This is a genomic window from Paenibacillus sp. GbtcB18 (genome assembly GCF_019091125.1).
GTDB lineage: Bacteria > Bacillota > Bacilli > Paenibacillales > NBRC-103111 > Paenibacillus_F > Paenibacillus_F chitinolyticus.
On sequence record NZ_JAGXJX010000007.1, the window covers coordinates 315,281 to 338,259 of the forward strand.

Annotated in this window: 17 protein-coding genes; 13 read left to right on the forward strand and 4 right to left on the reverse strand. The window is 57.1% G+C overall.

Annotation, left to right across the window (positions count from 1 at the left end):
• Positions 1-80: 80 nt before the first annotated feature.
• The 3 genes from KVT34_RS21080 to KVT34_RS21090 form a co-directional block, all read right to left on the reverse strand.
• The gene (locus tag KVT34_RS21080; RefSeq protein WP_217560810.1) at positions 81-611 is read right to left on the reverse strand and encodes a hypothetical protein; all 531 of its coding nucleotides are present in this window, start codon (positions 609-611) and stop codon (positions 81-83) included.
• Between the two features lie 155 nt (positions 612-766).
• Positions 767-2,350 carry a phospholipase D family protein gene (locus tag KVT34_RS21085; protein ID WP_217560811.1) on the reverse strand — a complete coding sequence of 528 codons (1,584 nt, stop codon included), beginning with the start codon at positions 2,348-2,350 and terminating at the stop codon, positions 767-769.
• Between the two features lie 221 nt (positions 2,351-2,571).
• Positions 2,572-3,483, reverse strand: coding sequence for a LysR family transcriptional regulator (locus KVT34_RS21090; protein ID WP_217560812.1), 912 nt, complete (start codon positions 3,481-3,483; stop codon positions 2,572-2,574).
• Positions 3,484-4,064: 581 nt separating this feature from the next.
• On the opposite strand from KVT34_RS21090, the gene KVT34_RS21095 reads away from it, so the two are divergent.
• The 6 genes from KVT34_RS21095 to KVT34_RS21120 all read left to right on the forward strand — a co-directional run bounded on the left by KVT34_RS21095 (position 4,065) and on the right by KVT34_RS21120 (position 13,553).
• On the forward strand, positions 4,065-5,078 hold the full coding sequence (locus tag KVT34_RS21095) for a YeiH family protein (protein ID WP_483311450.1): 1,014 nt from the start codon (positions 4,065-4,067) through the stop codon (positions 5,076-5,078).
• A 317-nt stretch (positions 5,079-5,395) separates the two neighbouring features.
• Positions 5,396-6,082: a metal-dependent hydrolase gene (locus KVT34_RS21100; RefSeq protein ID WP_217560815.1), complete on the forward strand. Its 687-nt coding sequence runs from the start codon at positions 5,396-5,398 to the stop codon at positions 6,080-6,082.
• A 210-nt stretch (positions 6,083-6,292) separates the two neighbouring features.
• Positions 6,293-7,573, forward strand: coding sequence for a DUF445 domain-containing protein (locus KVT34_RS21105; protein ID WP_217560816.1), 1,281 nt, complete (start codon positions 6,293-6,295; stop codon positions 7,571-7,573).
• Positions 7,574-7,801: 228 nt separating this feature from the next.
• Complete coding sequence (locus KVT34_RS21110; protein WP_084706632.1) at positions 7,802-8,020, forward strand: hypothetical protein; 219 nt, start codon at positions 7,802-7,804, stop codon at positions 8,018-8,020.
• Between the two features lie 199 nt (positions 8,021-8,219).
• Positions 8,220-9,071, forward strand: coding sequence for a DUF72 domain-containing protein (locus tag KVT34_RS21115; RefSeq protein WP_217560817.1), 852 nt, complete (start codon positions 8,220-8,222; stop codon positions 9,069-9,071).
• Positions 9,072-9,299: 228 nt separating this feature from the next.
• Positions 9,300-13,553: an S-layer homology domain-containing protein gene (locus KVT34_RS21120; RefSeq protein WP_217560818.1), complete on the forward strand. Its 4,254-nt coding sequence runs from the start codon at positions 9,300-9,302 to the stop codon at positions 13,551-13,553.
• Positions 13,554-13,743: 190 nt separating this feature from the next.
• Here the strand turns inward: KVT34_RS21120 and KVT34_RS31945 are convergent, their stop codons facing one another.
• A complete protein-coding gene (locus KVT34_RS31945; protein WP_254635037.1) occupies positions 13,744-13,887 on the reverse strand; it encodes a LysM peptidoglycan-binding domain-containing protein in 144 nt (47 codons plus the stop codon).
• A gap of 198 nt (positions 13,888-14,085) precedes the next feature.
• On the opposite strand from KVT34_RS31945, the gene KVT34_RS21130 reads away from it, so the two are divergent.
• The 7 genes from KVT34_RS21130 (at position 14,086) to KVT34_RS21160 (ending at position 22,860) form a co-directional block, all read left to right on the forward strand.
• Positions 14,086-16,578 carry a S1C family serine protease gene (locus tag KVT34_RS21130; protein ID WP_217560819.1) on the forward strand — a complete coding sequence of 831 codons (2,493 nt, stop codon included), beginning with the start codon at positions 14,086-14,088 and terminating at the stop codon, positions 16,576-16,578.
• 133 nt (positions 16,579-16,711) lie between these two features.
• A complete protein-coding gene (locus KVT34_RS21135; protein ID WP_042231257.1) occupies positions 16,712-17,599 on the forward strand; it encodes an ROK family protein in 888 nt (295 codons plus the stop codon).
• 226 nt (positions 17,600-17,825) lie between these two features.
• Positions 17,826-18,833 (forward strand): FecCD family ABC transporter permease, encoded by a 1,008-nt coding sequence (locus KVT34_RS21140; RefSeq protein WP_217560820.1) that lies wholly within the window; start codon positions 17,826-17,828, stop codon positions 18,831-18,833.
• Positions 18,830-19,885 carry a FecCD family ABC transporter permease gene (locus KVT34_RS21145; protein ID WP_217560822.1) on the forward strand — a complete coding sequence of 352 codons (1,056 nt, stop codon included), beginning with the start codon at positions 18,830-18,832 and terminating at the stop codon, positions 19,883-19,885. The genes KVT34_RS21140 and KVT34_RS21145 overlap by 4 nt, the downstream gene beginning before the upstream one ends.
• A gap of 181 nt (positions 19,886-20,066) precedes the next feature.
• Positions 20,067-20,948: an ABC transporter ATP-binding protein gene (locus tag KVT34_RS21150; RefSeq protein ID WP_217560823.1), complete on the forward strand. Its 882-nt coding sequence runs from the start codon at positions 20,067-20,069 to the stop codon at positions 20,946-20,948.
• Positions 20,949-21,141: 193 nt separating this feature from the next.
• Positions 21,142-22,509 carry a sodium-dependent transporter gene (locus KVT34_RS21155; protein ID WP_217560824.1) on the forward strand — a complete coding sequence of 456 codons (1,368 nt, stop codon included), beginning with the start codon at positions 21,142-21,144 and terminating at the stop codon, positions 22,507-22,509.
• Between the two features lie 90 nt (positions 22,510-22,599).
• Positions 22,600-22,860 carry a hypothetical protein gene (locus KVT34_RS21160; protein WP_217560825.1) on the forward strand — a complete coding sequence of 87 codons (261 nt, stop codon included), beginning with the start codon at positions 22,600-22,602 and terminating at the stop codon, positions 22,858-22,860.
• Positions 22,861-22,979: the final 119 nt, after the last annotated feature.

Below are 22,979 nucleotides of genomic sequence, written 5' to 3' on the forward strand. Positions count from 1 at the left end.
TGGCGTTCTTCTGTCAGAAATCTTCGGAGAATGATAGATGACCTATCGAAAGTTGGGCATGTAATCCTGTTCAACCTTTTTTACTCTAATGCACTTGCCGCATATTTACTAAGTCTGTCTTTAATTGGAGCAATGCCCTGTTCAGTAACTTTCAAAGAGGCCTTACCTTCTGTTCCAGGCTGGTAATAAGTGCTGCGGATAAGGGGGATTAAATTTCGTATTTCCGTTTCCAATACTTTATAGTCTTCTTTATTTCTGTCAGTAAGTTTTCCGTCATTCGCTTTATAGCTTTTTTCCATGTTTTCAGTTAGTGACAGCATATTTGCAGCTATCGGCTTTAAAGCCTCGTATTCGACCGCCTGATCTATTATAGCGGAGTAGGCTTCGATACTTACTAGTTTCATTTTTATGCCGGCTATGTTATCGGGAGAAAAATTCTCGATTTTGCTCGAAGCTACCTCATCGTAATTGTTGAGGACGACCGATAGTGAATGGCCGACAATGCTTTCCAAGCCCAGGTTTTTATTAGTATGCTCGCTATAAAATACGGATGCGGCGATGAGCAGAAGGAGAACAACAACGGAAATCGCTATGCTATTTTTTTTGAGCAACTCATTCACTCCAACTCGGTATCTGTTTTCTTCATAATGTCTTGCACCAGGTGCGTAATATGTCCCAAATCATTTGGAACATATTAGAAAATTATACCATTAACAAGAGAATAATTACAAAATAACATTCGAGAGTTAGAGCAATTTTTAAATAATCAATAAGTCGTAAATCCCAGCATGTCCTGCAGATGATAGACGATTCGCTTGAAGCCGACCAGCTTATCCTCGTAGGCCGGATACTCCAGGGAGTACTCGGCATCCCGGTTATTCCACAGGCGGTCCCAGTAACGGTCAAGGTCCTGTGTAATTTTGCTGCCTGCCGGGGCCGTTATTTCCACGTTCGTTTCCAGATTGAGATCATCCAGGTTACGGGGTGTGAAATTGGCGGAGCCTCCGTTAATGACGGCGCTGCCGTCGGGATGACGGATGTCGATCAGCTTCGTATGAAACTGCTCCTGTGCGGTGTTGTACCATTTAACGGCGATTTTACCATCCGTCTTCTTCCTCAGCTCCGCGGCGACCGGACGGTTCGGAATCCCGGTCTTGCTGTGCCCGAACGCATTCTGGTTCGGATCGAGCAGCAGTTGGATGGATACGCCCCGGGCGGAAGCATCCAGCAGAGCGTCGATGACCTTACGGTCGGCGAGATAGAACATACCCATGCGGATCTCGCTGCCCTTGGGCGCTGCCGAGATACCGTCAAGCAGGCGGGAATAAATTTTCCCTTCCGTAAGCAGGCGTACGGTCACGGCATCCCGGGAGGGCGCCGCCGGTTCTTGCGTCCCGTTTCCGGACGCCGCTTCCGGACGCGCGGGTTCCTTCTGCGTATCGGCCGCCTTCGGCTGAAGTTGCGCGGGTCCGCCGGACATAACGGAAGCGGCCTGCTCCGTTCCGACGACTTCGGAGATGAAGTCCTTGCTGCCGGTTATCTGAAACCCGATATTCGAGTTGTTGAAGCTGGCGTCATGCGGGTTGGCGGACAGCACCAGCGCCGTATTTTCGGTGGCGACGACTTTGCGATGATTCGCTTTGACATTGAAAAGCTTCAAATAAGAGCGCAGCGTCACTTTGGGGGCGGAATCCGCCAGAGGATTGGGCAGCCAGCCTTTGCCCGACTGTCCGAACCACTGGAACCCCATCCGCCAGACGGCGGAGTATAGCGGGACGGAGTCTCTTAACGGATCCGTATCCGTGAGTACGACCCCGATACCGGCCGCCTTGAGCCGCTCAAGCTCCGGGGACGGGTGCGAGCCGTAGGTCGTGTTCACCTCATCGGAAACGATCGTGATCGGCATGGCAGGATGTCTCCGCTTGGCGTCCAGGAGATTTTCCGTCAGTTGTCCGCTCAGAGGCGGGAAGGACTGGTCGTTGTCGTAGTACCCGCTGTACAGGAACATGTCGACCACGATAAATTCCTTCGCTTCCGCGATAGCTTGGTTAACCCGGTCGAAAATCATCTGTTCCTGATGATAGCCGCCGTCTTTTTTATATGAAAGATCATATAGAAAGTCCACGTTCTCCGTCCGGTAGGCTTTTCCTTCGAACGACAGGCCCGGAGGCAAAGCTTTGTGCGTATGAACGGCGGCCACGATGCCCGCCCAGATGAAAAAGACGAGAAGCAGGATACCGCCCTTCAGCCAATAAGAGGAGAGCCAGCTTTTTTGGGTAGGCTTCCGTGTATTTCCCGAGGTGCGGACCGGGGGTGAAGGTTTTCGTTCGGTTTGTTTTAAGGGCTCCATGCGCATTCTCCCCGTACTTGTAATGGACGTAACGGAGCCTGTCTGTCCGCCGGTGCGGGAAGTCTATAGACTCCCGTATGGTTAGGGGCAGGTTGTTACAGGCTACCGACTATTTAACGCCGGGAAGAGGCATGTGAAGCAGGGGAGTTTTGGAACGGGAAGAAGAACGGGACCGAAGCCGTCCGCAGTCGTGCCGCGCAAAGAAAAGGAACAGTGACCGGTCAGGTTGCGGTGGGACCCGGAACCTGCATCGCCTCATGAGCTCCGCGAACTTTCTGGACGAATACTTCCAGTGCTTTGGAGTTTTCACCCGCGGTCCTGCGCACCATCGTCAGCGTCCGGGTCAGACGGCGGCCGCCGGCTCCCAGATGGACGATTTCTCCCGATTCCAGCTCCTTGCGCACGATCCATCTCGACAAAAGAGCGATCCCGAGCCCGGCGGACACCGCTTCTTTCACGCTCTGGGAGCTGCTGAACATAAAGGAGCGCTTCACGTTCAACTGCCATTCGGCGATCAGCCTATCGCTGTAAGCGCGGGTTCCCGAACCGGGCTCCCGCCAGACCCACGTCTGGTTCTGCAAGGCCTGGAGCTTGAACGGTTCCCGGGTCAGAGGATGATCGCGGGGAGCAATGAGAATCATTTCATCTTCCATGAAAGGTTCGATCTCTACGTCCGGGGCGTCTGCGATCCCCTCGATCAGCCCGATGTGAAAATGATCGCGGCGCACGCCTTGAACCACTTCGACGGTGTTCGCGATCGTGGACTGGATATCCACCTTCGGGTAATGCTTGGCGTAATCGGCCAGCAGGCGGGGAAGGATATATTCGCCTATCGTAAAGCTGGCGCCGATTTTAAGCGATCCCGTCACGACGTGCTGCAAAGCGTCGATTTCCTGACGGGCTTCTTCGTAGAGGCGCAGAATTCTTTTGGCTCTCGCATAAAGAAGGTCCCCGGCTTCCGTCAGTTTGACCTGTTTGGGAGAGCGGATCATCAGCTTGGCGCCGAACTCCTGCTCCAGATTCCGGATATGCTGGCTGACGCCGGGCTGGGAAATATTCAGGGCCTCGGCGGCCCGGGAAAAGTGGCGCTGCTCCGCCACGGCGGCAAACACGCGCAAATGATCGACGATCATCGTAAATCCCTCCGCAACGTTTGAGTGTGAGAAGACAGCCAGACAGCCGGATAGCGGCTGCATGTGTCTAAAAGCTCGGCGCTTCAAAAGCCTCTTTTGTAAAACCAAAAAGAACGTCCGGCCGTCGCCTTCATTGTATCATAAGTTTTTGTAATGATTGGCATCGCGTATTCGTATTTCCGTTCCCCTGCACGTCCTTTTATAGTAAAAATAAAGAACGCGTTCGACAGCCGTGTGAACACGAGCCGGAAACGAACTGGAGGGGTCGACAGATGAAAGGTTATACGCAGCGGTTAGGAACCCCGGCTTTACATGAAACGGGAAAAGAAAAGACGGAATCGAATGAAAGCCGCTCTCCAATAAACGAACGGTTAAGAACCGTTTCTCAAGATAGAACAGGATTCCCTGTTATGAAAGAAGAAACACCGCCGGAAGAGGCACAAGCGGAGGGAAGGCGCCCGAGTGCCGATACGTTTGCCGCCTCGGATTTCGCAGCGGGGCCCGCGGCCGCTGCCTCAGCAGCGGCAAAGCCGGGGACCGGGCCCGGCAGCGGCCCCGCCCGCCTCGCCACAGGCCTCGGAATGACGCTTGCGCTGGCCCTCGCGGCCAAAGCGCTCGCCCTCATTCCGGGCCTGAATGTCGTCGGGCAGCTCGTGCTCGCCCTGCTGCTCGGCATCGCCTGGCGGGCCGCCGCTCCCGTCCCGGCATCCGCCCCGGCCGGGCTGGCTTTCGCCAGCAAGAAGCTGCTCCGCGCGGGCATCATCCTGCTCGGCATGCGCCTCAGTCTGCTGGATGTGGTCCATGCGGGGCCGGCCGTATTCGCCGCGTCGGCGGGCAACATCCTCTTCGCGACCGTTGTCGTATACGCCATCGCCCGGCGGATGAACGTAGGCCCGCGCCTCGCGATGCTGAGCGCCTGCGGCACCGGGATTTGCGGGGCGGCGGCTATCGCCGGCATCTCTCCGCAAATCAAGGCGGACGACGACGAAACGGCCGTCGGCGTCACGGTTATCGCGCTGCTCGGCACGCTGTTCACCGTGGCCTACACGCTGGTGTACCCGCTGCTCGGCTTCTCGTCCGCCGAGTACGGCTTCTTCTCGGGCGCGACGCTGCACGAGATCGCCCACGTGATCGCGGCCGCCGCGCCGGGGGGCAGCGCCGCGGTAGACAGCGCGCTCTTGGCGAAGCTTACGCGCGTAGCCCTTCTTGCGCCGGTTGCTCTGGCGCTCGGCGTCTGGGCGGCCCGGCGGGAACGCCGGGGCGCAGACGAAGGCGCCCCCGGCTCCGCGGCTTCCGGCGCGGCCGGGAACGCCGCTCCCCGCAAGGCGGGCGTGCCGGTCCCGTGGTTCATCGTGGGCTTCCTGGCGGCAGCCGCTCTGAACACGATGGGGATCGTACCGCAGCCCGCCGCGGCAGCCGCCGTTCAAGGCGCCTACCTGCTTATCGCGATGGCGATGGCCGGGCTCGGCTTGAACGTGAACCTGGCCGTGTTCCGGCGTCACGGCCTCCGCGCTTCCGCAGCCGTGCTGCTGGGCTCGGTGCTGCTCTCGCTGCTCGGCATCGCGGAGGTTTATGTCCTGCGTCTGCTTGGCTGAGAGATCGGCAATAGACTATGAACCCGCAATTTAGATGAAGCCCTTTGAAGCGGACAGATGCTTAGCGATTACCGCCGTCTGTCCGTGCAAGTGGGCTTTTTGCGTACCCCAAAAGTTGTAATCGCCTTCCAGTTTGGGGTTTAATAGAGACAGGGAACCGAAAGATCCTGTTTGAACCGGCGTTCCGCTGGGCACACTTCCATTGAAAGGTCTGTTTGCAGGCCGCATTTTATACATACACCTACCGGTAATAATGGATGTTTCGGAAGCCCGCCAACCGGGTAATGAACGAGTTGAAACTTGAAGGAGGCGCTCATATGCAAATTACTTATCACGGACACTCGTGTTTTTTGGTAGAAAACGAAGGATACCGGGTACTCTTGGACCCTTTTCTAAGCGGAAATGCACTGGCTGTAGCCGATCCGGGAGAAATTCAAGTGAACGCCATCCTGCTTACACACGGCCATAGTGACCACATCGCGGATGCCGAGGAAATTGCCCGCAAAAATGACTGCGTCATTATCGCGAATTTTGAAATTGCTTCTTATTTCGCATCCAAGGGAATCAAAACCTTTGCCATGAACATCGGCGGCAGCGCCAAATTCGAATGGGGCACCGTCAAATTTACGCTGGCTTTCCATTCCTCCAGTATTGAGGTGGAGCCTGGCAAATTCGTGGACGGCGGACAACCCGCGGGCATTCTTCTGACCATGGGCGGCAAAACGTTCTATCACGCGGGCGACACGGCCCTTTTCGGAGATATGAAGCTGTACGGAGAAATGTACAACATCGATGTGGCGGCGTTGCCGATCGGGGATGTTTTTACGATGGGACCGGATGAAGCCGTGCTTGCGGCCACATGGCTGCGCGCCAAAAAGTACATTCCGACCCATTACAACACGTTCGACGTGATCAAGCAGGACGCAAGCGAATGGATTCAAAAGCTGAAGCAGGCGTATCAGGAAGGCGTCCGGCTCGCTCCGGGCGAGACCTTGGACGTCTAGGGCCTGCCGGGGCAGCGATAAGGGAACCACAAAGGGGGCTGTCTGCGTACATACGTACAAAGGCAGCCCTGTTTCGGTATCCCGGTTGGCGGATTACGCACCCTCTGGAGTTCATAGGAAAAATCGGCGATAATGCTGTTAACGATAAAAACCAGGAAACCGGCAGCACCCGTTGCACAGCCGGTTATGCCCTGTCGGAGGGATTCATCTATGCAGGAACTTCAATCGAGAGAGAAAAAACCTAAAGAGACCAAACACATCGCGACGGTTTCGCTCGGTGTGATGGGAGCGGGCTTCCTGGCCACGCTTCCTTTCGCTCCGCATACCGCGGGAGCCTTTCTGCAGAGCGGCTTCGAAGCGGGCCTTGTCGGGGGGCTCGCGGACTGGTTTGCGGTCACGGCTCTTTTCCGGCACCCTCTGGGGATCAAGATCCCGCACACGGCCCTGCTGCCGAACAACCGCGCCCAGATGACGAAGGCGGTCGTTTCCGCGGTGGAAGACAACTTGCTGGGCAAGGAAAGCATCGCGCTGCGGATCGGCCAGATGCGCCTCGTCGAGACGATGCTCGCCAAAGCGGAGGAAGCGCTCCGCTCGGAAGGTGCGCGCGAGGCGGTGCGCAGCGCCTGCCGCTACGCGCTGGAGCGTCTGCCCGCCGAGCAGATCGCCGCTTTTGCCTCGCAGCAAATCCGGCAGGCGGCGGGTAAAATGGACCCGGCGGCGGCCGTCGGGCTGGCGGTCGATCAGGTGCTGTCGCACGGCTACGAAGAGCCGGCAATTGATTTCCTGATCGACCGTGCCGAGCGCTGGGCCGTGCGGGCCGAGACACGCCGCCTCCTCGGGGAGATCGCCGAGGGGGTTATCCAGGGAATCGAGATGAACGGGCTGATGGCCTTCGCCAAGAACGCAATCCTCGGATTTATGTCCGGGGACAAGCTTGGCGGCATGCTTCAGCATGCGCTGCTCGATAACCTGGCCGCCCTGCGGCTTCCCGGCCACCGCAACCGCGTAGGGCTGCTCGACATCGTCCGCCGGGAGCTGGCCGGCCTCAAAGACAACGAGCGGCTGCACGAAGCCGTCGGTAACCTGGCGCGGCAGCTGCCGGACCGGCTCCGGCTGGAGGAGCGGCTTACCGCTCTGATCGAAAGCTGGCGCGACCGGCTCCTGGAGCAGCTGCAGGAAGGCCCGCTGTTGGACGAGACCGTCATGCCGCTGCTTGAAGAAGGCGTCCGCCGTCTGCGCGGCGATGAGGATACCGTGCGCAAGCTGGAGGAATGGCTGAAGGCGCAGATCACCGAGTTTGTGGAGCGCAACCATTCCAAAATCGGCGCGCTTGTCCGCGAGAATATCGACAAGATGGACAATGCCACCTTGATCGAGTTCATCGAGAACAAGGTCGGCAAAGACCTTCAGTGGATTCGGGTCAACGGCGCCGTCTGCGGATTTATTATCGGACTTGCCCTCGAAGGGGTGCGTATGCTCTTCGGACAATAACGCCGCCTGCCCCGGAAGCAGTCTTCACGCAGCTTCGGGCGCGTACTGCCGCGTGCTTGCTGCGCGATAGAGGGCCGTGTCATCTGACCGATAAGGGCCTCCGGTTCCTGCGGGCACGCCCCTGGGACAAGAGCGGAAAAAAGTCTCCGCGCGATAGGCAAGTGAACAGGCATAAATGTCTCTCCCTCCGTATGCTGAATTAGATATATTCGAGAGGAGAGGTTCAATATGAGTCATCATCATCACCACCACCATAATCACTGTCTTTGTCCGGAGAAGCAGGTGTTCGATCCGCCTACGAGAGTATACAGAGATTTTTATCACCCGCAGATCGTAGAAATCGTTCATCCGATCGAAATCGTCAACCGTCATCACTGTGTGCCCGTGCCTAAACACGTTTACTGCTGTACGGTGAGAGACGAATTCTGCCCTTCTCCGATTCGTTAACGGTCCAACTGATGCTAAAGCGCCGGGGAATTGTTCTCCGGCGCTTTTTGTGCAGTCTCGTTATGGGGATTAATGGGTCGGAATCCCTGAGCCGGATGGGACAAACGGCTGGAATTCGGGTAATCGTACATATGTGTTAAGATGGAAAAAAGCGGTCGATTACAGCCGCATAAAGGAAGCTGTCAGAGGAGGGATTGGCATGATACGAATCGGATTGGCAGGCTGGGGAGATCATGACGATCTCTATACAACTCCTGCGGACAAGAAAGATAAGCTGAAAGTGTATTCCTCGCATTTTCCGGTTGTGGAGCTGGACAGCTCCTTTTACGCCGTCCAGCCCCTGCGCAATACCATGAAGTGGGTGAAGGAAACGCCGCCCGGTTTCGGGTTCGTCGTCAAGGCGTACCAGGGTATGACGGGACACCTACGCGGGAAAAATCCTTTCGAAAGCACGGAGCAGATGTTCCGGGCTTTCGCGGAGTCCATCGAGCCGATGCGTGAGGCGGGCAAACTGACGGCGGTGCTGATGCAGTATCCGCCCTGGTTTGACTGTATCCGCGAAAATGTGGACGCGCTCCGTGAAGCGAAGAGCCTCCTGGACGGGCTGCCGCTCGCGGTGGAGTTCCGGCACCGCAGCTGGTATGCCCCGGAAGTGCGGGAACGCACGCTCGGCTTCCTGGAACAGGAGGGCTGGATTCACACGGTCTGCGACGAGCCCCAGGTCGGCAGCGGATCGGTGCCGATCGTGCTCCGCGCGGCCAATCCGGACTTGACGCTGGTCCGGTTCCACGGCCGCAACGACGGCGGCTGGGTCGGCGCGCCTCCGGGCAAGAGCTGGCGCGACGTGCGGTACCTGTACCGCTACAGCCGGGCCGAGCTCCTGGAGTGGAAGGAGCGTCTCAAGGTGCTGGAACGGAGCAGCCGCGAAGTCGCGGTTATTTTCAACAATAACTCCGGCGGGGACGCGGCCGCCAACGCCAAAGAGATGATGGAACTGCTCGGCATCGAGGACGAGCAGGGACTCGCCCCGAGGCAGCTGGATTTATTCTGATTTACGGTCTATACGAAAAAGCCATGTCGAATTTTAAAGACAATTGGCTTTTTTTGTCGTTTAATGGAGGAATCCGAGAACACGGCAAAGAATGTGACTCTTGACATTCGGAAGGGGCGGACAAGCTCACGTAACGTTATCGCTTTAATAGGCCGATCATTTTAAAGCGGTTTTTATCCGAACCGGAACGTTCGACTAGTAAAAATTCAGCCGAAGCGGAGATGAAAGATGAGAAAGAAACGTAAGATTCCACAGGTTTTATCCGTTTTGATGGCAGGCGCTTTGGCAGCTTCCGCCGGAACGGCGGGAGGTTCGGCCGTAAGCGCCGCTCCCGCAACCCAGAAAGCCGGCTTTGCCGATCTTTCGGGCATAACCGGAAACCCGCTGGAAAGTATTCAACGTGCGGTCGAATTGGGGCTTTTCGATGGAGCCGCGGACGCTTTCCGTCCGAAAGATCCGCTGACTAGGGTGGAGATGGCGGTTCTCCTTACACATGCACTCGAGCTTCCGCTTGGCGCATCGTCTTCATCCTTTAAGGATGTTTCCGCAAGCGGCTGGGGGAGTCCGTATATCGAGGCGATCCGCAAGGCGGGTATCGTCCAAGGCGACGGAGAGGGGAACTACCGCCCTCAAGCTCCCGTAACCCGCCAGGAAATGGCGGCCATGCTGATGCGCGCCGCCGAACTTTCTCCCGAAAGCGGCAGCGAGTCAGTTCTGCCCGGAGACTGGGATCGGACCGCTCCGTGGGCGCAATCTTACGTCCGGGCCAGCCTGGAACAAGGTTCCATGAAGCTGGCCGGGGGCTCTTTTCTCCCGGCAGGCACCGTCTCCCGCGGCGAAGCGGCTGAAATGTTGCTGGCTACCTTTTTCTCCGTCGAACATGACATGATTCTCCAGGAAATCAGAGATTCCCGCCACATCAAACTGAACGGCGTCGTATATGAGCTGTCAGAAGAGACGGCGGCCCTTTTTACGGAGAAGAACAAGCCGGTTCTTTCCAAAGCCAAGCTGAAATTTCATGCGAACGGCCGCAAGATCGACGCGATCCGTTCACTTGAACTGCGCGCATCCGGAAGTCCGGCCGGGGACGGGGAAGAGGAGTTTTCCCGCAATCTGGTACTGGATGGGAACGGGGCTGTCCTGCCCGGGGATCTGATCGTGTCCAATGATTATTTGTCCGTGACCGGTCTGCAAATCAACGGCGATTTGACCGTTGCGAAGGGGCTGGAAAACGACTTTTATGCAGAAGGTATCAAAGTTAAAGGGCAGACGAGAGTAGCCGGAGGCGACGACAATACGGTCGTTTTTGAAAATTCCGAGCTGAACGGCGTGACTGTTCTTAAAGAAAATGTGCGGATCGTGGCCTCAGGTAAAACCGTCGTCCAGCAGATGGATATCCGGTCTTCGGCCCAAGTGGAAGTCGGCGTGGAAGCCCGGGTGCCGGAGCTTACCCTTTCGGACGGTTCCGCCAAGGTGGACCTGCACGGATCGCTTGGGCAAGTTACGGTACAGAGTTCGCAGCACGCGCAGATTACAGGAAGCGCTTCGATCCGGCAGCTGAACGTGACGGGTTCCGGGTCGGTCAGCATTGAAGGCACGGGAACGATTGAACAGCTGCAGGTCTCTAATGCGGCTTCCCAAGTGGCGATCGGGCCGTCGGCGCAAGTGACGTCGGTTTCCCTCGGGCAGGGGGTATCTCCTTCGGCCGTTACGACGAGCTCCGCCCCTGTGGGAGGCGCCGGCGGCTCCTCCTCTTCGGGTTCATCCAATGGTGCGCCGGTTCAGACTGTTCCTTTCCCCGATTATATCTTTATGGAAAGGGGAACGCCTGCCTCGATCGACCTGGCGGCATTCTTTACAGATCCCGATGGAGACACGCTGAAAATGTCCGCCATTTCCAGCAGCAACAGGGTCGCGGGCGTGTCAATGAGCGGCTATAAGGCAACTTTGACACCGGCCGCCAGCGGAACCGCGACGATTAAAGTGTCCATTGACGACCAGCACGGCAATAAAATCAGCGCTTCTATCAAGGTGACCGTGTATGCGCTGCCTGTCGCCCAGACCGTTCCCGATCAGCTTGTCCAGTTGAACGGAGCGGCCGGCGTTGTGAAGCTGAGTGATTATTTCAGCGACAAGGCGCTGCGGAATTTGACTTATTCCGTTTCCTCGTCAGACACGTCCGTCGCGGATGTGTCAGTAAACGGGGATGAGCTGAGTCTGACTCCTCTGCGCTCCGGGCACACGTCCGTAACGGTGACGGCCCAGAACGATATCGTGGCGCATGACGGATCTCGCGGTGAGACGTCGGTCACATTTAAGCTCACGGTAAATACGCCTCCGGCGGCATCGCAAAATCCGGCTGATGTACATCTGGCTCCGGGAGCCGTGAATTCGCCTCTCGATCTCTCGCAGCTGTTCACGGATGGGGATGGGGACACGCTCATTTACGAAGCCGAGTCCGGTGATCCGTCGGTTGCGACCGGGAGCGTCCAGTCCGGCCTGTTGACGATCCAGGCCAACCAGCCTGGAACGGCCGTGATCAAGCTGCGGGCGAAGGACGGCAAAGGCGGAGTAGGCAGTGCGGATCTGACCGTTCACGTCGGTTCTTTCAACCAGTCTCCCGTTGTGAGCCTGCAGCCTGCGGATAGACTGCTTGCCGTAGGCCAGACGGATACCGCTCTGGACCTGGCGCAAGTATTTGCCGATCCGGATCAGGATACGCTTGTTTACGAATATACCGTATCCGATCCTTCCGTCGTTGCGGCGGTCCGGCAGGGTGACTCCCTGCTGCTGACGGCGCTCCAAGGCGGGCAGGCGGTGATTAAACTGACGGCCAAGGACGGCAAAGGCGGAGAGGTGAGCGCCTCCTTCACCGTAACTGTTAACCGTGCGCCGGAGGCTGTCCGGAATCCGGACGATGTTTATCTCGTTGCGGGCAGAGCAGACGGCGAACTGGATCTCTCGCAGTTTTTTGCGGATGGAGATCAGGACCCTCTGACCTATGAAGTCCAGTCATCGGTTCCGGGTACGGCGTCCTGGGAGGTAGCCGGACAGAAGCTGAAACTGCACGCCCTCCAGGTCGGCACCTCCGCTTTCCGGGTTACCGCCAAAGACGGACGGGGCGGCGAGGCTGCCGTGACCTTTACCGTCAACGTGCGTATGCCGAATACGCTGGGTACGATTCCGGATCAGACGGTGGAGCTCGGAGCGCCTAAACTGCTGGATCTGACCGCCCTTCTGGCGGGCTTTGATGCGGCTGCCACGGTAACGGCCGATACGTACGACACTTCTGTTGCGACGGTTCTATTGTCGGACAGAAAACTGACCATGACGCCGGTAAGCGAAGGAACGGCTACGGTTACCCTAAGCGTCTATCATCCGGTCGAAGGGGATCAGAGCACGCAATTCGCCATCCGTGTCGTTCAGCATCTGAACAGCGCGCCGACGGTGGTGAAAAACATCCCCGATCAGCTCCTTACACCGGGCGTTACGAATGTGCGGACGTTCGATCTTGCTTCGTACTTCGCGGATGCGGACGGAGATGCTCTGTCGTACACAGTGTCGGGCTTTTCTCCGGCCGTCGTTTCGGCTGCCGTATCGGGCAGTATCTTAACGCTGAACCCGGGCACGGGAAGTGCGGACGGACAGGTGACGGTTACGGCAGACGACGGTAAGGGCGGGACCGCCGAGTTCCGGATTAACGTGCGCACGGCTCAGCTCATCAATAACGAGATCGTTACGGTGCGAACCAAACAGGGCATAAAAGACCCGCTCACTTACGATTTGGCCGAGTTGTTTCCCGGTGAAACCTCGTTTCGCTTGTACAAAGGCACGCCGGATGCTATCATCAGCGGTCCTACCGTATTGAACGGAAAAGCGGTTGCGCTGGCTAACGAAACGTCTTACTTATGGGTAATCGGTGCTCAAGGCAAAGCGGCCGTATTCCGGGTCGTTGCCGAAGCCCAGGGCGCTCCGCAAATTTTCTTCTCGGAATATTTGGACGCGGGGAACGGGGAGGTCGCAATCGAACTCTTTTACAGCGGAGATATGGACCCGAGCAAGAAGCCTACCGGTTATTCTCTCGAAGTTCATCAATATATGAAGAAAACCGGAAAAATGAACGTGTTCAGCAATGCGCTTTTCGATCAAGGACCGGGTAAACCTCTCATTAATCCGTATATTTTTATTGATTCTACTTTTTACACATTCTTTGATAAAACGATGGCTACCTATTTTAACGATGACGGGATCAGGTTCTACAATCCGCTGGAATTGAACACGGTTGCCCTGGTGCTGAAAAAAGACGGCCAGGTCGTCGATGTGCTTGGAGATCCTTCTTCGACGGCGCAGTTCCTGCCTGACGGCGGAACGCTGGTCAGAAAATCCGGCGTTTCTACCGGATCGCAGCAGTTCTCCAGGTACGGAGAATGGAATGTGTATCCCAAAGGAAGTTATCAATTTATGGGTCATCACACCCCGTAATAGCAAAAAGGACTTTGGAGAGGAATACGCTCCAAGGTCCTTTTTTGTTTTCTGTAGCAACAGCGGGACTACCGTTCCTGCCTGGTAACCCGCTGTTCCAGGCGGTCGAGCTGTTGATCGAGCCGGTTGACTTCCCGGGTGAATCAGCCCAGTTCCCGGTTCGGCTTGTTGAATTCGTGTTCCAGTCGGTTTACGCGGGAATATAGAGCGTCTGCCCCACATAGACATAAGGGGCGGACAAGTTGTTGGCGCGGAGCAGAGCTTCCACCGTTGTGTTGTGGCGGTTTGCGATCAGATAAAGCGTGTCGCCGGGCTGCACGACATAAGTATTCATAAAGGTTCCTCCCATAAACGGAGTTCGGATAGTCGCTGGCGTATTGTATGTGCCGGCTGGGCGGTTGGTGCCCGGCAAGCGCCCGGTGCGAGATGCTTTGACATGAAAAAATTCCATTGCCGACCTTGGGAGGAATGTGCTAGATTTGAAGCGGAATATATAGGTTACCAAAATTTTCATGGGGAATGGGGTCAACCAATGCTAAACCGCAATACCTTCCGGCTGTTCGGATTTGTGCTGGCAATTGTGCTGGCAGCCGCTTCCGGCTTCGGATTCGGCACGCCTGTGCGGGCCGCGGCCGATTCGGACGAGCTGCCTCAGATTATCGCGCGCACATCGCCGTCCGTGGTCGCCATCATCGGCAAGCCGACCGGCGGCAAAGCCGATAAAGGCACAGATAAAGACCGCTATGATCTGGCGCACGGTACGGGAGTGATCATTAAATCGAACGGGGTCATCGTGACCAACGCGCATGTGGTGAAAAGCATGAGCAACCTGGTCATCGTGACATCGGACGGGAAGTCCCACACCGGCAAGGTGACCAATCTCGACGAACAGAGCGACCTGGCTCTGGTCAAAATTGAAGCGACCGGCCTTCAGACGGCATCGTTCGCCGATCCGAGAAGCCTCCGCGTGGGCGAGACCGTCGTCGCCATCGGTACGCCGGTTTCCTTCGCGCTGCGGAACTCCGTTACCGTGGGGATCGTGAGCGGCATCGATCGCTCGGTGAACGATCAATACCGGCTCATCCAGACGGATGCCGCCATCAACCCGGGCAACAGCGGGGGCGCTCTCGTGAACATGAAGGGCGAAGTCGTCGGCATCAATACGCTCAAATACTCGGAGTACGGAGTCGACAATCTCGGGTTTGCCATTCCCGTGGATACCGTGGATTACGTGCTTAAGCATTTTGAAGCTTACGGCAAAGTGAAGCGCCCGTTTCTGGGGCTGAAACTGGAAGAAAGCTGGGAAGCGGCCGTCGGCCTTCCTTCCGATGACGGCCTGACGGTTTCGCACGTGGAACCGGGATCGCCGGCCGAGAAGGCAGGCATCGAAGAGGGGGATACCCTGGTGTCTATCGGCGGCAAGGCGGTGGACACGACCGTCCAGTACAACGAGGTATTAAAGCAGTATTTGCCCGGACAGAGCGTAAAGCTGACCGTGCAGACGGGAGGAAAGACGGTAACCCGCGAGGTCGCGCTGGGAGAAGAGAAGTCCGAGGATGCCCGTCAGACAGACAACACCGACAATACGGGACTGAATACGGACCGGGGCAAGACGAAAATCGGAGACAGCAGCCAAAGCTGGTCGATGAAATATCCGAGCGGGCTGATCAAGCAGTTCCAGAGCGCGGACGGCACGGTGGTGCGGTTTGCCGACGCCAAAGGCGACTTTACGCTGTCCGTCTCCGTCGAAGATCAGGGCGACGAGCTTTCTCCGGCCCTGCTGCTCAAGACGGCTGGGGAGCTAAAGATGGGCACCATTCTGGAAAAGCAGTACGTAAAGAGCGGCGCGCAGCCGTACGCCAAAGTAACCGGTAAGCTGGGAGGCATGATCTACCAAATCCGGCTTTATCAGGACCATGACAAGCTGTACACGCTGGCTTTGACCTACAGCCAGGACAAAGAGAACGGCACGAAAGCCGGGCCGAACAGCTACGGCGATCTGCTGGACAGCTTCCGGACCGTTTTCGACCGGCAGGATGCCAAGCTCAAGGACATTGCCAAGACGAAAAGCGGCGGCGGGGACGAGGTATCGAACGAATACGGGCTTACCTTTGCCCTGCCCGATAAATGGAATGAGTCGCCTTACCGGACAGATGTCCAATATTCGAACGATACCATGAGCCAGGGAATCTCCATCGAAGTGACTTCCCAAACGACAGGGGATACGCTCGATGCTTGGGTGAAACGGGACAAAACGGATTTTGAAGAAACCTTCGCGCCATCTTACAGGGAAACTTCGGAAGTCAAGCAAGGAACGCTGGACGGTATGGAGTCCCGGGAAGTTACGTTCTCAGCTACGATGGGCGATAAATGGGAAAGTATCCACCGGGTTTACCTGGTGAAAGAAGGCTACAAATACAAGTTTTCGATCCATTATCCGAAAGAACTGAAGGCCGACGAGACCGACAAGCTGCTCGGAACCGTTATTTCCTCCATCCGGCTGGATGTGAAAAAAATGGACGCCGGCGTAGGCTTCATTCAGGACGAACAAGAGATTCTGGACAAAAACCGGACAATCCGCTATGTCGATGAGGACTACGGATATACGGTGAAAATACCGGAAACGTGGACTCGCGACTATGCGGAAGATTACGACGATTCCCAGTTCGAAAAAGGCGGCGCTTCCTTCTATACCTTCACCGGCGGATACTTTGCCGTAGACGCGGAGGAAGGAACCGATTGGCAGGAGAAAGCCGCGGAATTGAACGACGGTCACGAGAAAAGCGCCGAGGCCGATACGGATTACAAGGTCAAAGCGGAGGACGTCAGCCTGCTGGGTACGACAGCCCGCAAATTTACCGTTCATTACTCGGTGAAAAAAGTCGGCTACGAGGAAACGGAGTATGTGCTTTCCAGAAACGGGAAAGTCTACGTGATTACGACAAGGCTGAACGACGCGGTGCATACCGAAGCGAATGCCGAGCGGTTGAACAAGGCCGTCCGGTCGATGGTTTTCGGAAAATAGTCGGATTTGTGTGACTGGAACGATTGCATGTCCATTCAGCATCTCTTACAATGGGCTTAACAGGACAGACGGCCGGGAGACGCGTTCTCCTGCCCGTCTGTTTTCGTAACCGGAAGAGGAGAGGACACAGCAGATGCGTACATTAGGAGCAATTGAAGCAGGCGGAACTAAATTTGTCTGTGCGATAGGCAATGAAGACGGAACGGTGTTGGAGCGGGCAAGCTTCCCGACAACCACGCCGGAGGAAACGATGGGCAGCGTCCGCGCCTTCTTCGAGGGCAAAGGGATCGAAGCGCTCGGCGTGGGTTCGTTCGGACCGGTAGATCCGAATAAGAAGAGCCCGACTTACGGCTATATTACAACGACCCCCAAGCCTCATTGGGGCAACTATAACATTTTGGGTGAATTGAAAAAGCATTTCGACGTACCGATGGAGTTCGATACGGACGTGAACGGGGCGGCGCTCGGGGAAGCGACCTGGGGCGCGGCCAAAGGGCTGGAGAGCTGCCTTTATATCACGGTGGGAACCGGCATCGGTGCCGGAGCGGTCGTAGGCGGCAAGCTCGTTCACGGGCTCACGCATCCGGAAATGGGTCACATTTTCGTACGGCGCAATGCCGAGGACACGTATGTGGGAAAATGTCCTTACCATAAAGACTGCCTGGAAGGACTGGCGGCAGGCCCCGCCATCGAGGCGCGCTGGGGAGTGAAGGGAACCGAGCTGGGCACGGACCACAAAGCCTGGGAACTCGAAGCCGATTACCTGGCCCAGGCACTCATGAGCTACATTCTGATCCTGTCGCCGGAGAAGATCATCATGGGCGGAGGCGTGATGAAACAGCAGCAGCTGTTTCCGCTGATCCACGTCCGCCTTCAAGAGCTTCTGAACGGCTACGTTCAGAAAGAGGAAGTTATGGCGGGGATCGCCGACTACGTCGTATACCCGCAGCTCGGCGACAACGCCGGAATCTGCGGCGCTCTGGCGCTGGCCGCCCGCGCGCTCGGATCGGAAATCCGATAGCGGTTCCGTCAAGGCCATACCCATTCTCCCGAACCCGGGAGGATGGGTATTTTTTCTTAGATAAGAATAAGTATAAACGTCCCGTATTTTGTCACGTTTGTCTGTGATAATGATTATCAACTTCATTGACAATGGGCCGGGTGTATCTTACACTAAAGGAAGACTAGGGATAGGGCGTATAGGGTTTGTCCGGTATGCCCGGTACTCGCAAAAGGGGTTTGCCGATTTGCCTCTAAGAACGAACACTTTCAAAACCATAGGACTTCTGACCGGTGCCGCTCTGCTTATACTCGCTATGGGATGCAGCATCGTTTACGGATATACGGGCACCAGCTGGCATACCGCCTGGGATGCCTACCGTGCTTTCAACGGCTCCAACGAGCATCTGATCATCCGCGAAGCGCGGATGCCGAGGGCGCTGATCGCGGCCGCCGTCGGTTCGAGCCTCGCTATTGCGGGCGTGCTCATGCAGGCGCTTACGAAGAATCCGCTCGCTTCGCCGGGGCTTCTCGGCATTAATGCGGGAGCGGGCCTGCTCATCGTGATCGCGATGTCCCTGCTGTCGGTCAGCTCGCTGTCCACGCTGGCGTGGATCGCCTTTCTGGGCGCGGCCATCGCTTCGGCGGTCGTGTACATGCTCGGCTCCGTCGGCCGGGAAGGGCTCACGCCCATGAAGCTGACGCTTGCCGGCGCGGCGGTTGCCGCCTTGGCCAACTCGCTCACGCAGGGCGTGCTGCTCTCCAACGAGACGCGCATCCAGGACGTCCTGTACTGGCTGGCCGGATCGGTCGAGGGACGCAAGCTGGACATTCTGCTCCCGGTGCTGCCTTATCTGGGCGCAGCCTGGCTCGTCGCCCTGCTGCTGTCCAGCCAGATCAACGTCCTGATGATGGGTGAGGACGTGGCCGTCGGGCTGGGACAGCGCACGGTCTACATCAAGCTGCTCGCGGCCGTCGTCGTTGTCTTCCTGGCGGGAGGCTCCGTCGCCGTGGCGGGCCCGATCGGATTCGTCGGCATTATCGTGCCGCATCTCGTCCGGTCGCTCGTCGGCTTCGATCACCGCTGGGTCATCCCGTACGCGGGAATCTGCGGTGCGCTGCTGCTGGTGGCCGCCGACACGCTTTCGCGTTTTATCATCATGCCGCAGGAAGTTCCCGTCGGTGTGATGACGGCCTTTATCGGAACGCCGTTTTTCGTCTATATCGCGCGGAGGGGGTTTAAGACTTCCTCATGAGCCGCTACAAACATATTCGTCTAAAATGGCCGTCCATTTCATTCGTACTGGATAAACGGGCCTTGCTCGTCACCGCGATTCTCGCGGTTCTGCTCTGTCTCCTCATGCTCGTCTCGACGGGCACGGGAGAGATCAAAATCAGCCCGCTGCAGGTGCTCCGCACGCTGCTGGGAATGGGCACGCCGCAGGATGCGCTCGTCATTCACACGTTCCGGCTGCCGCGGGTCCTCGTGGCGGTCATGGTAGGAGCGGCGCTGGCTATGGCCGGAGCGATCCTGCAGGGCGTCAGCCGCAATCCGCTGGCGTCCCCGGACATCATCGGCATCACCGACGGTGCAGGCGTGTTCGTCGTCGCCTTCATCGTGATGACGACCGGCACGAGCAGCACGTTCCTTTCCCAGGCCCAGTGGCTGCCGCTTGCGGCCTTCGTCGGCGCCTCGCTGACGGCGCTGATCATCATGGCTCTGGCCTGGAAGAACGGGCTGCCGCCGGTCAGGCTCGTGCTGATCGGCATCGGAATCGCGGCTTCTTTGTCCGCGGTGAACACGATGCTGATCCTGCTCGCCCCGCCGGTACTGACTACCCAGGCCGTCACCTGGAAGGTGGGGAGCGTGTACGGCTCGAATTGGAGCCATGTCGGAGCGCTGGCCTTATGGCTGGCGGTGCTGATTCCGATTCTCGCGTACATGGCTCGCAGCCTCAACGTGCAGGCGCTGGGCGATTCGGTCGCCACCAGCGTGGGCAGCCGGGTGAACCGCCAGCGCGTCGTGCTGATTCTGCTCAGCACCGCCTTAGCCGGTTCGGCCGTAGCCTTCGGCGGAGGCATCACCTTCGTCGGGCTGATCGCGCCGCATATGGCGCGGCGGCTTGTCGGAAGCGCGTACGGCGCTTTGCTGCCGGCGTCGGGGCTGTTCGGCGCCCTGGTCGTGCTGGTGTCCGATTATATCGGCCGCACGGCGTTTCCGCCGCACGATTATCCGGCCGGAATTTTTACGGCCTGCGTCGGTGCCCCGTATTTTATTTATCTGTTGTACAAATCCCGGAACACGTAAATGAGCGATCCGGTATATATAGTAAGGTGCTGCGCCCAGAGAAGGTTGCCGTCATCTGCCATGGTGGCGGACAGTCCTATCACACGGGAGGATATGCAGCGCCGCCCGCCGCCCGGAACGATTAGCCGCCTCTCGTCATCTGGATGAACACCACTTTTTCTTGGCAAAGGAGATTGAGCGTATGTATGGGATCGAAACCAAGTCGCTGACGCTTTCTTACAATCAAACGGATATTATCGAGGATCTCGATCTGGAGATTCCGAAAGGTCAGATTACCGTGTTGATCGGCTGCAACGGCTGCGGTAAATCGACGCTGCTGCGCTCCATGGCCCGGCTGATGAAGCCCAAGAACGGTGCCGTGCTGCTGAACGGGCAGGAAATCGCGAAGCAGTCCACCAAGGAAGTGGCCCGTCAGATGGCGATTCTGCCGCAGGGTCCTACCGCTCCTGAAGGGATGACCGTCTTTGAACTCGTGAAGCAGGGACGCTATCCGCATCAGAACTGGCTGAAGCAGTGGACCCGGGAAGACGAGGAAGCGGTAACCAAGGCGCTGGAAGCGACGGGGATGGCTCCGCTGGCCGAACGTCAGGTGGATTCTTTGTCGGGCGGACAGAGACAGCGGGCCTGGATCGCCATGACTCTCGCGCAGGGAACCAACACGATCCTGCTCGATGAGCCGACGACCTATCTCGACATGACGCATCAGATCGAAATTCTCGATCTCCTGTGGGAGCTCAACGAGAAGGAGAATACGACGATCGTCATGGTTCTACACGACCTCAACCTGGCCTGCCGTTATGCGCACCACATCGTCGCTATTTGCGACAAGAAGGTCTACGCCGCGGGCAAGCCGGAGGAAATCGTAACGGAGGAACTGGTGCGCCACGTGTTCGGGCTGAACTGCCGCCTCGTCCGCGATCCTATTTTCGGAACGCCTACGTGCGTGCCTTTCGGTAAAGGACGGAGACTGCCGGGCTGCGAGGAGATGGTGAACTTCGTTAACGCCAAATCGGCCTCGTCTCCGGATTCCCCGGTATCCGAACCGACGCCTTTGCCGGTTTAATTGAATCGATCGTAACGCGGCGGCCCCTTGAGGGCGGCCGTTTTTTGTTGCGCCGCTGTAGTCCTAGAGAACTTATAGTGATTTATTGAACATAGGTCAATAATAACTGGACACACACTCTCCTTTCCGATAGAATAAACCTCTGTTTAAATACAGACCGTTAAGAACCTAGACTATACAAGCAGGTGAAAGCATGAGCAAACAAAATTTAAGCGGGGGGGCTTCAGGCCCGGCAGCCGGTGAAAATAGCGGGGAACGCTTCTCTTCCCTCGGTTTCATCATGTCGGCGATCGGGAGTGCGATCGGTCTCGGCAACCTTTGGAAATTTCCTTATATAACGGGGATATACGGAGGAGCGGCTTTTGTGCTGCTGTTCATTATCTGTCTCGTTATCGTCGGCATGCCGGTTTTACTGGCCGAGATGGCGATAGGACGCGCGGGACGGGGGAACGCCTCCACCTCTTTTCTTAATTTGTCAGGTTCCAAGCGATGGAGCTTCTTCGGTTTTCTCGGAGTGTTCGGTTCCTTTATGATCACGTCTTTTTATTCCGTTATTGCGGGCTGGACGCTGCATTATGCGCTTAGCTCCTTTACCGGGGCTTTGTACAAAGGAACGGATTACGCCGCTCAGTTTCAAACCTTTACCTCCGGGTACAGCCCGATAGCCTGGCAGTTTCTTATTCTGGGAATTTCCGGCTGGGTAATTGCGAGAGGGGTATCCGGCGGTATCGAAAAATTCAACAAGGTGCTTATTCCCGCGCTTGCGGTCGTGCTGCTCATTCTGATGGCGCGTGCCTTGACGCTTCCGGGAGCCGGAGCAGGCATCGAATTTTTCCTGAAGCCGGATTTCAGCAAGCTGACGGGCGAGTCCACGCTCGTTGCCCTGGGACAGGCTTTCTTCTCGATGTCGATCGGGATGGGCGTCATGATTACGTACGGCTCCTATGTGCAGAAAGAGCAGTCTCTGGGCAAAGCGACCGTTGCGGTTACGGGCGGCAATCTGCTGTATGCCCTTATCGCGGGCCTCATCGTATTCCCGACTACGTTCTCGTTTGGCCTGGAGCCGGCTCAAGGGCCCGGACTTGTCTTCGTCGTGCTGCCTGCGGCGTTCTCTTCGATGCCTCTGGGCGCGGCCTTCGGGGGCCTGTTCTTCATCCTGCTGGCCATCGCCGCTTTCACGTCGATTCTGTCGCTGCTGGAAGTGCCGGTCGCGTTTGCGATGGACCGTTGGAAATGGTCGCGGCTTAAGGCGACGTCCTGGACGACCGCGGTTTGTTTTATCGTCGGGGTGCCTTCGGCCTTGTCGGTCGGCGGTGTTCTGAGCGATTTTAAAATCGGCGGCAAAACGGTGTTCGATTCCTTGGACTTTGTCACCTCCAACATTCTGCTTCCTATCGGCGGCCTGGTCGTTACGCTCTTTATCGCGTACGCCTCCAAACGCGCCATGGAAGAAGCCGGACTCAAAGGTACACTGCTGCGGGTATGGGTATTCCTGCTCCGCATCGTGATTCCGCCGCTGATCGTTCTTATTTTCTTGTACTCGGTTGGAATCATTTCTTAGTCCGCAAACAGCCTGTTAGCATAAACACGGCCGGGTTGCCTCATCCTATAGAAGTCTGAAATTCCTATCGAGATGAAGGAGGCTTCCATCATGACCGAGCGCGATTCCAGTCTGCAGTCGCAAAACCCGATTTCTCAGGCGCAAAATTCGCTGGAAAAGGTCCACAACGCCGTCTCCCAAGCGCTGTCCCATCCGACAGCCCAGCTTGAAGAGCAAGCGGAACGGGCTATCCAGCGTGCCGAGCGCGCTGTGGAGAATGCTTCGCTGAGCTTTAACCAGCCCGCATTCGAGGAAGTAGAAAACGGCCTGCGGCAGGAGATCGAAGACCTGCACAACGGCACGCGTTCCTGAAGCTTTCTTGCCCCGCCAGGTTCAGGCAGCTCCTTTCCCTTCAGTCCAGACTGAGGGGAATGGGGCTTTTTCTATGCACGAAAATACATTTACATAAAAGGAAAATTATTGTATTGTTT

What these genes read in the sequence shown, in the direction of transcription:
- KVT34_RS21120 (WP_217560818.1), top strand. Translation starts at nt 9,300, where the DNA reads ATGAGAAAGAAACGTAAGATTCCACAGGTTTTATCCGTTTTGATGGCA.
- KVT34_RS21115 (WP_217560817.1), top strand. Translation starts at nt 8,220, where the DNA reads ATGATACGAATCGGATTGGCAGGCTGGGGAGATCATGACGATCTCTAT.
- KVT34_RS21155 (WP_217560824.1), top strand. Translation starts at nt 21,142, where the DNA reads ATGAGCAAACAAAATTTAAGCGGGGGGGCTTCAGGCCCGGCAGCCGGT.
- KVT34_RS21130 (WP_217560819.1), top strand. Translation starts at nt 14,086, where the DNA reads ATGCTAAACCGCAATACCTTCCGGCTGTTCGGATTTGTGCTGGCAATT.
- KVT34_RS21145 (WP_217560822.1), top strand. Translation starts at nt 18,830, where the DNA reads ATGAGCCGCTACAAACATATTCGTCTAAAATGGCCGTCCATTTCATTC.
- KVT34_RS21100 (WP_217560815.1), top strand. Translation starts at nt 5,396, where the DNA reads ATGCAAATTACTTATCACGGACACTCGTGTTTTTTGGTAGAAAACGAA.
- KVT34_RS21160 (WP_217560825.1), top strand. Translation starts at nt 22,600, where the DNA reads ATGACCGAGCGCGATTCCAGTCTGCAGTCGCAAAACCCGATTTCTCAG.
- KVT34_RS21105 (WP_217560816.1), top strand. Translation starts at nt 6,293, where the DNA reads ATGCAGGAACTTCAATCGAGAGAGAAAAAACCTAAAGAGACCAAACAC.
- KVT34_RS21135 (WP_042231257.1), top strand. Translation starts at nt 16,712, where the DNA reads ATGCGTACATTAGGAGCAATTGAAGCAGGCGGAACTAAATTTGTCTGT.
- KVT34_RS21085 (WP_217560811.1), bottom strand. Translation starts at nt 2,350, where the DNA reads ATGGAGCCCTTAAAACAAACCGAACGAAAACCTTCACCCCCGGTCCGC.
- KVT34_RS21090 (WP_217560812.1), bottom strand. Translation starts at nt 3,483, where the DNA reads ATGATCGTCGATCATTTGCGCGTGTTTGCCGCCGTGGCGGAGCAGCGC.
- KVT34_RS31945 (WP_254635037.1), bottom strand. Translation starts at nt 13,887, where the DNA reads ATGAATACTTATGTCGTGCAGCCCGGCGACACGCTTTATCTGATCGCA.
- KVT34_RS21095 (WP_483311450.1), top strand. Translation starts at nt 4,065, where the DNA reads ATGACGCTTGCGCTGGCCCTCGCGGCCAAAGCGCTCGCCCTCATTCCG.
- KVT34_RS21150 (WP_217560823.1), top strand. Translation starts at nt 20,067, where the DNA reads ATGTATGGGATCGAAACCAAGTCGCTGACGCTTTCTTACAATCAAACG.
- KVT34_RS21110 (WP_084706632.1), top strand. Translation starts at nt 7,802, where the DNA reads ATGAGTCATCATCATCACCACCACCATAATCACTGTCTTTGTCCGGAG.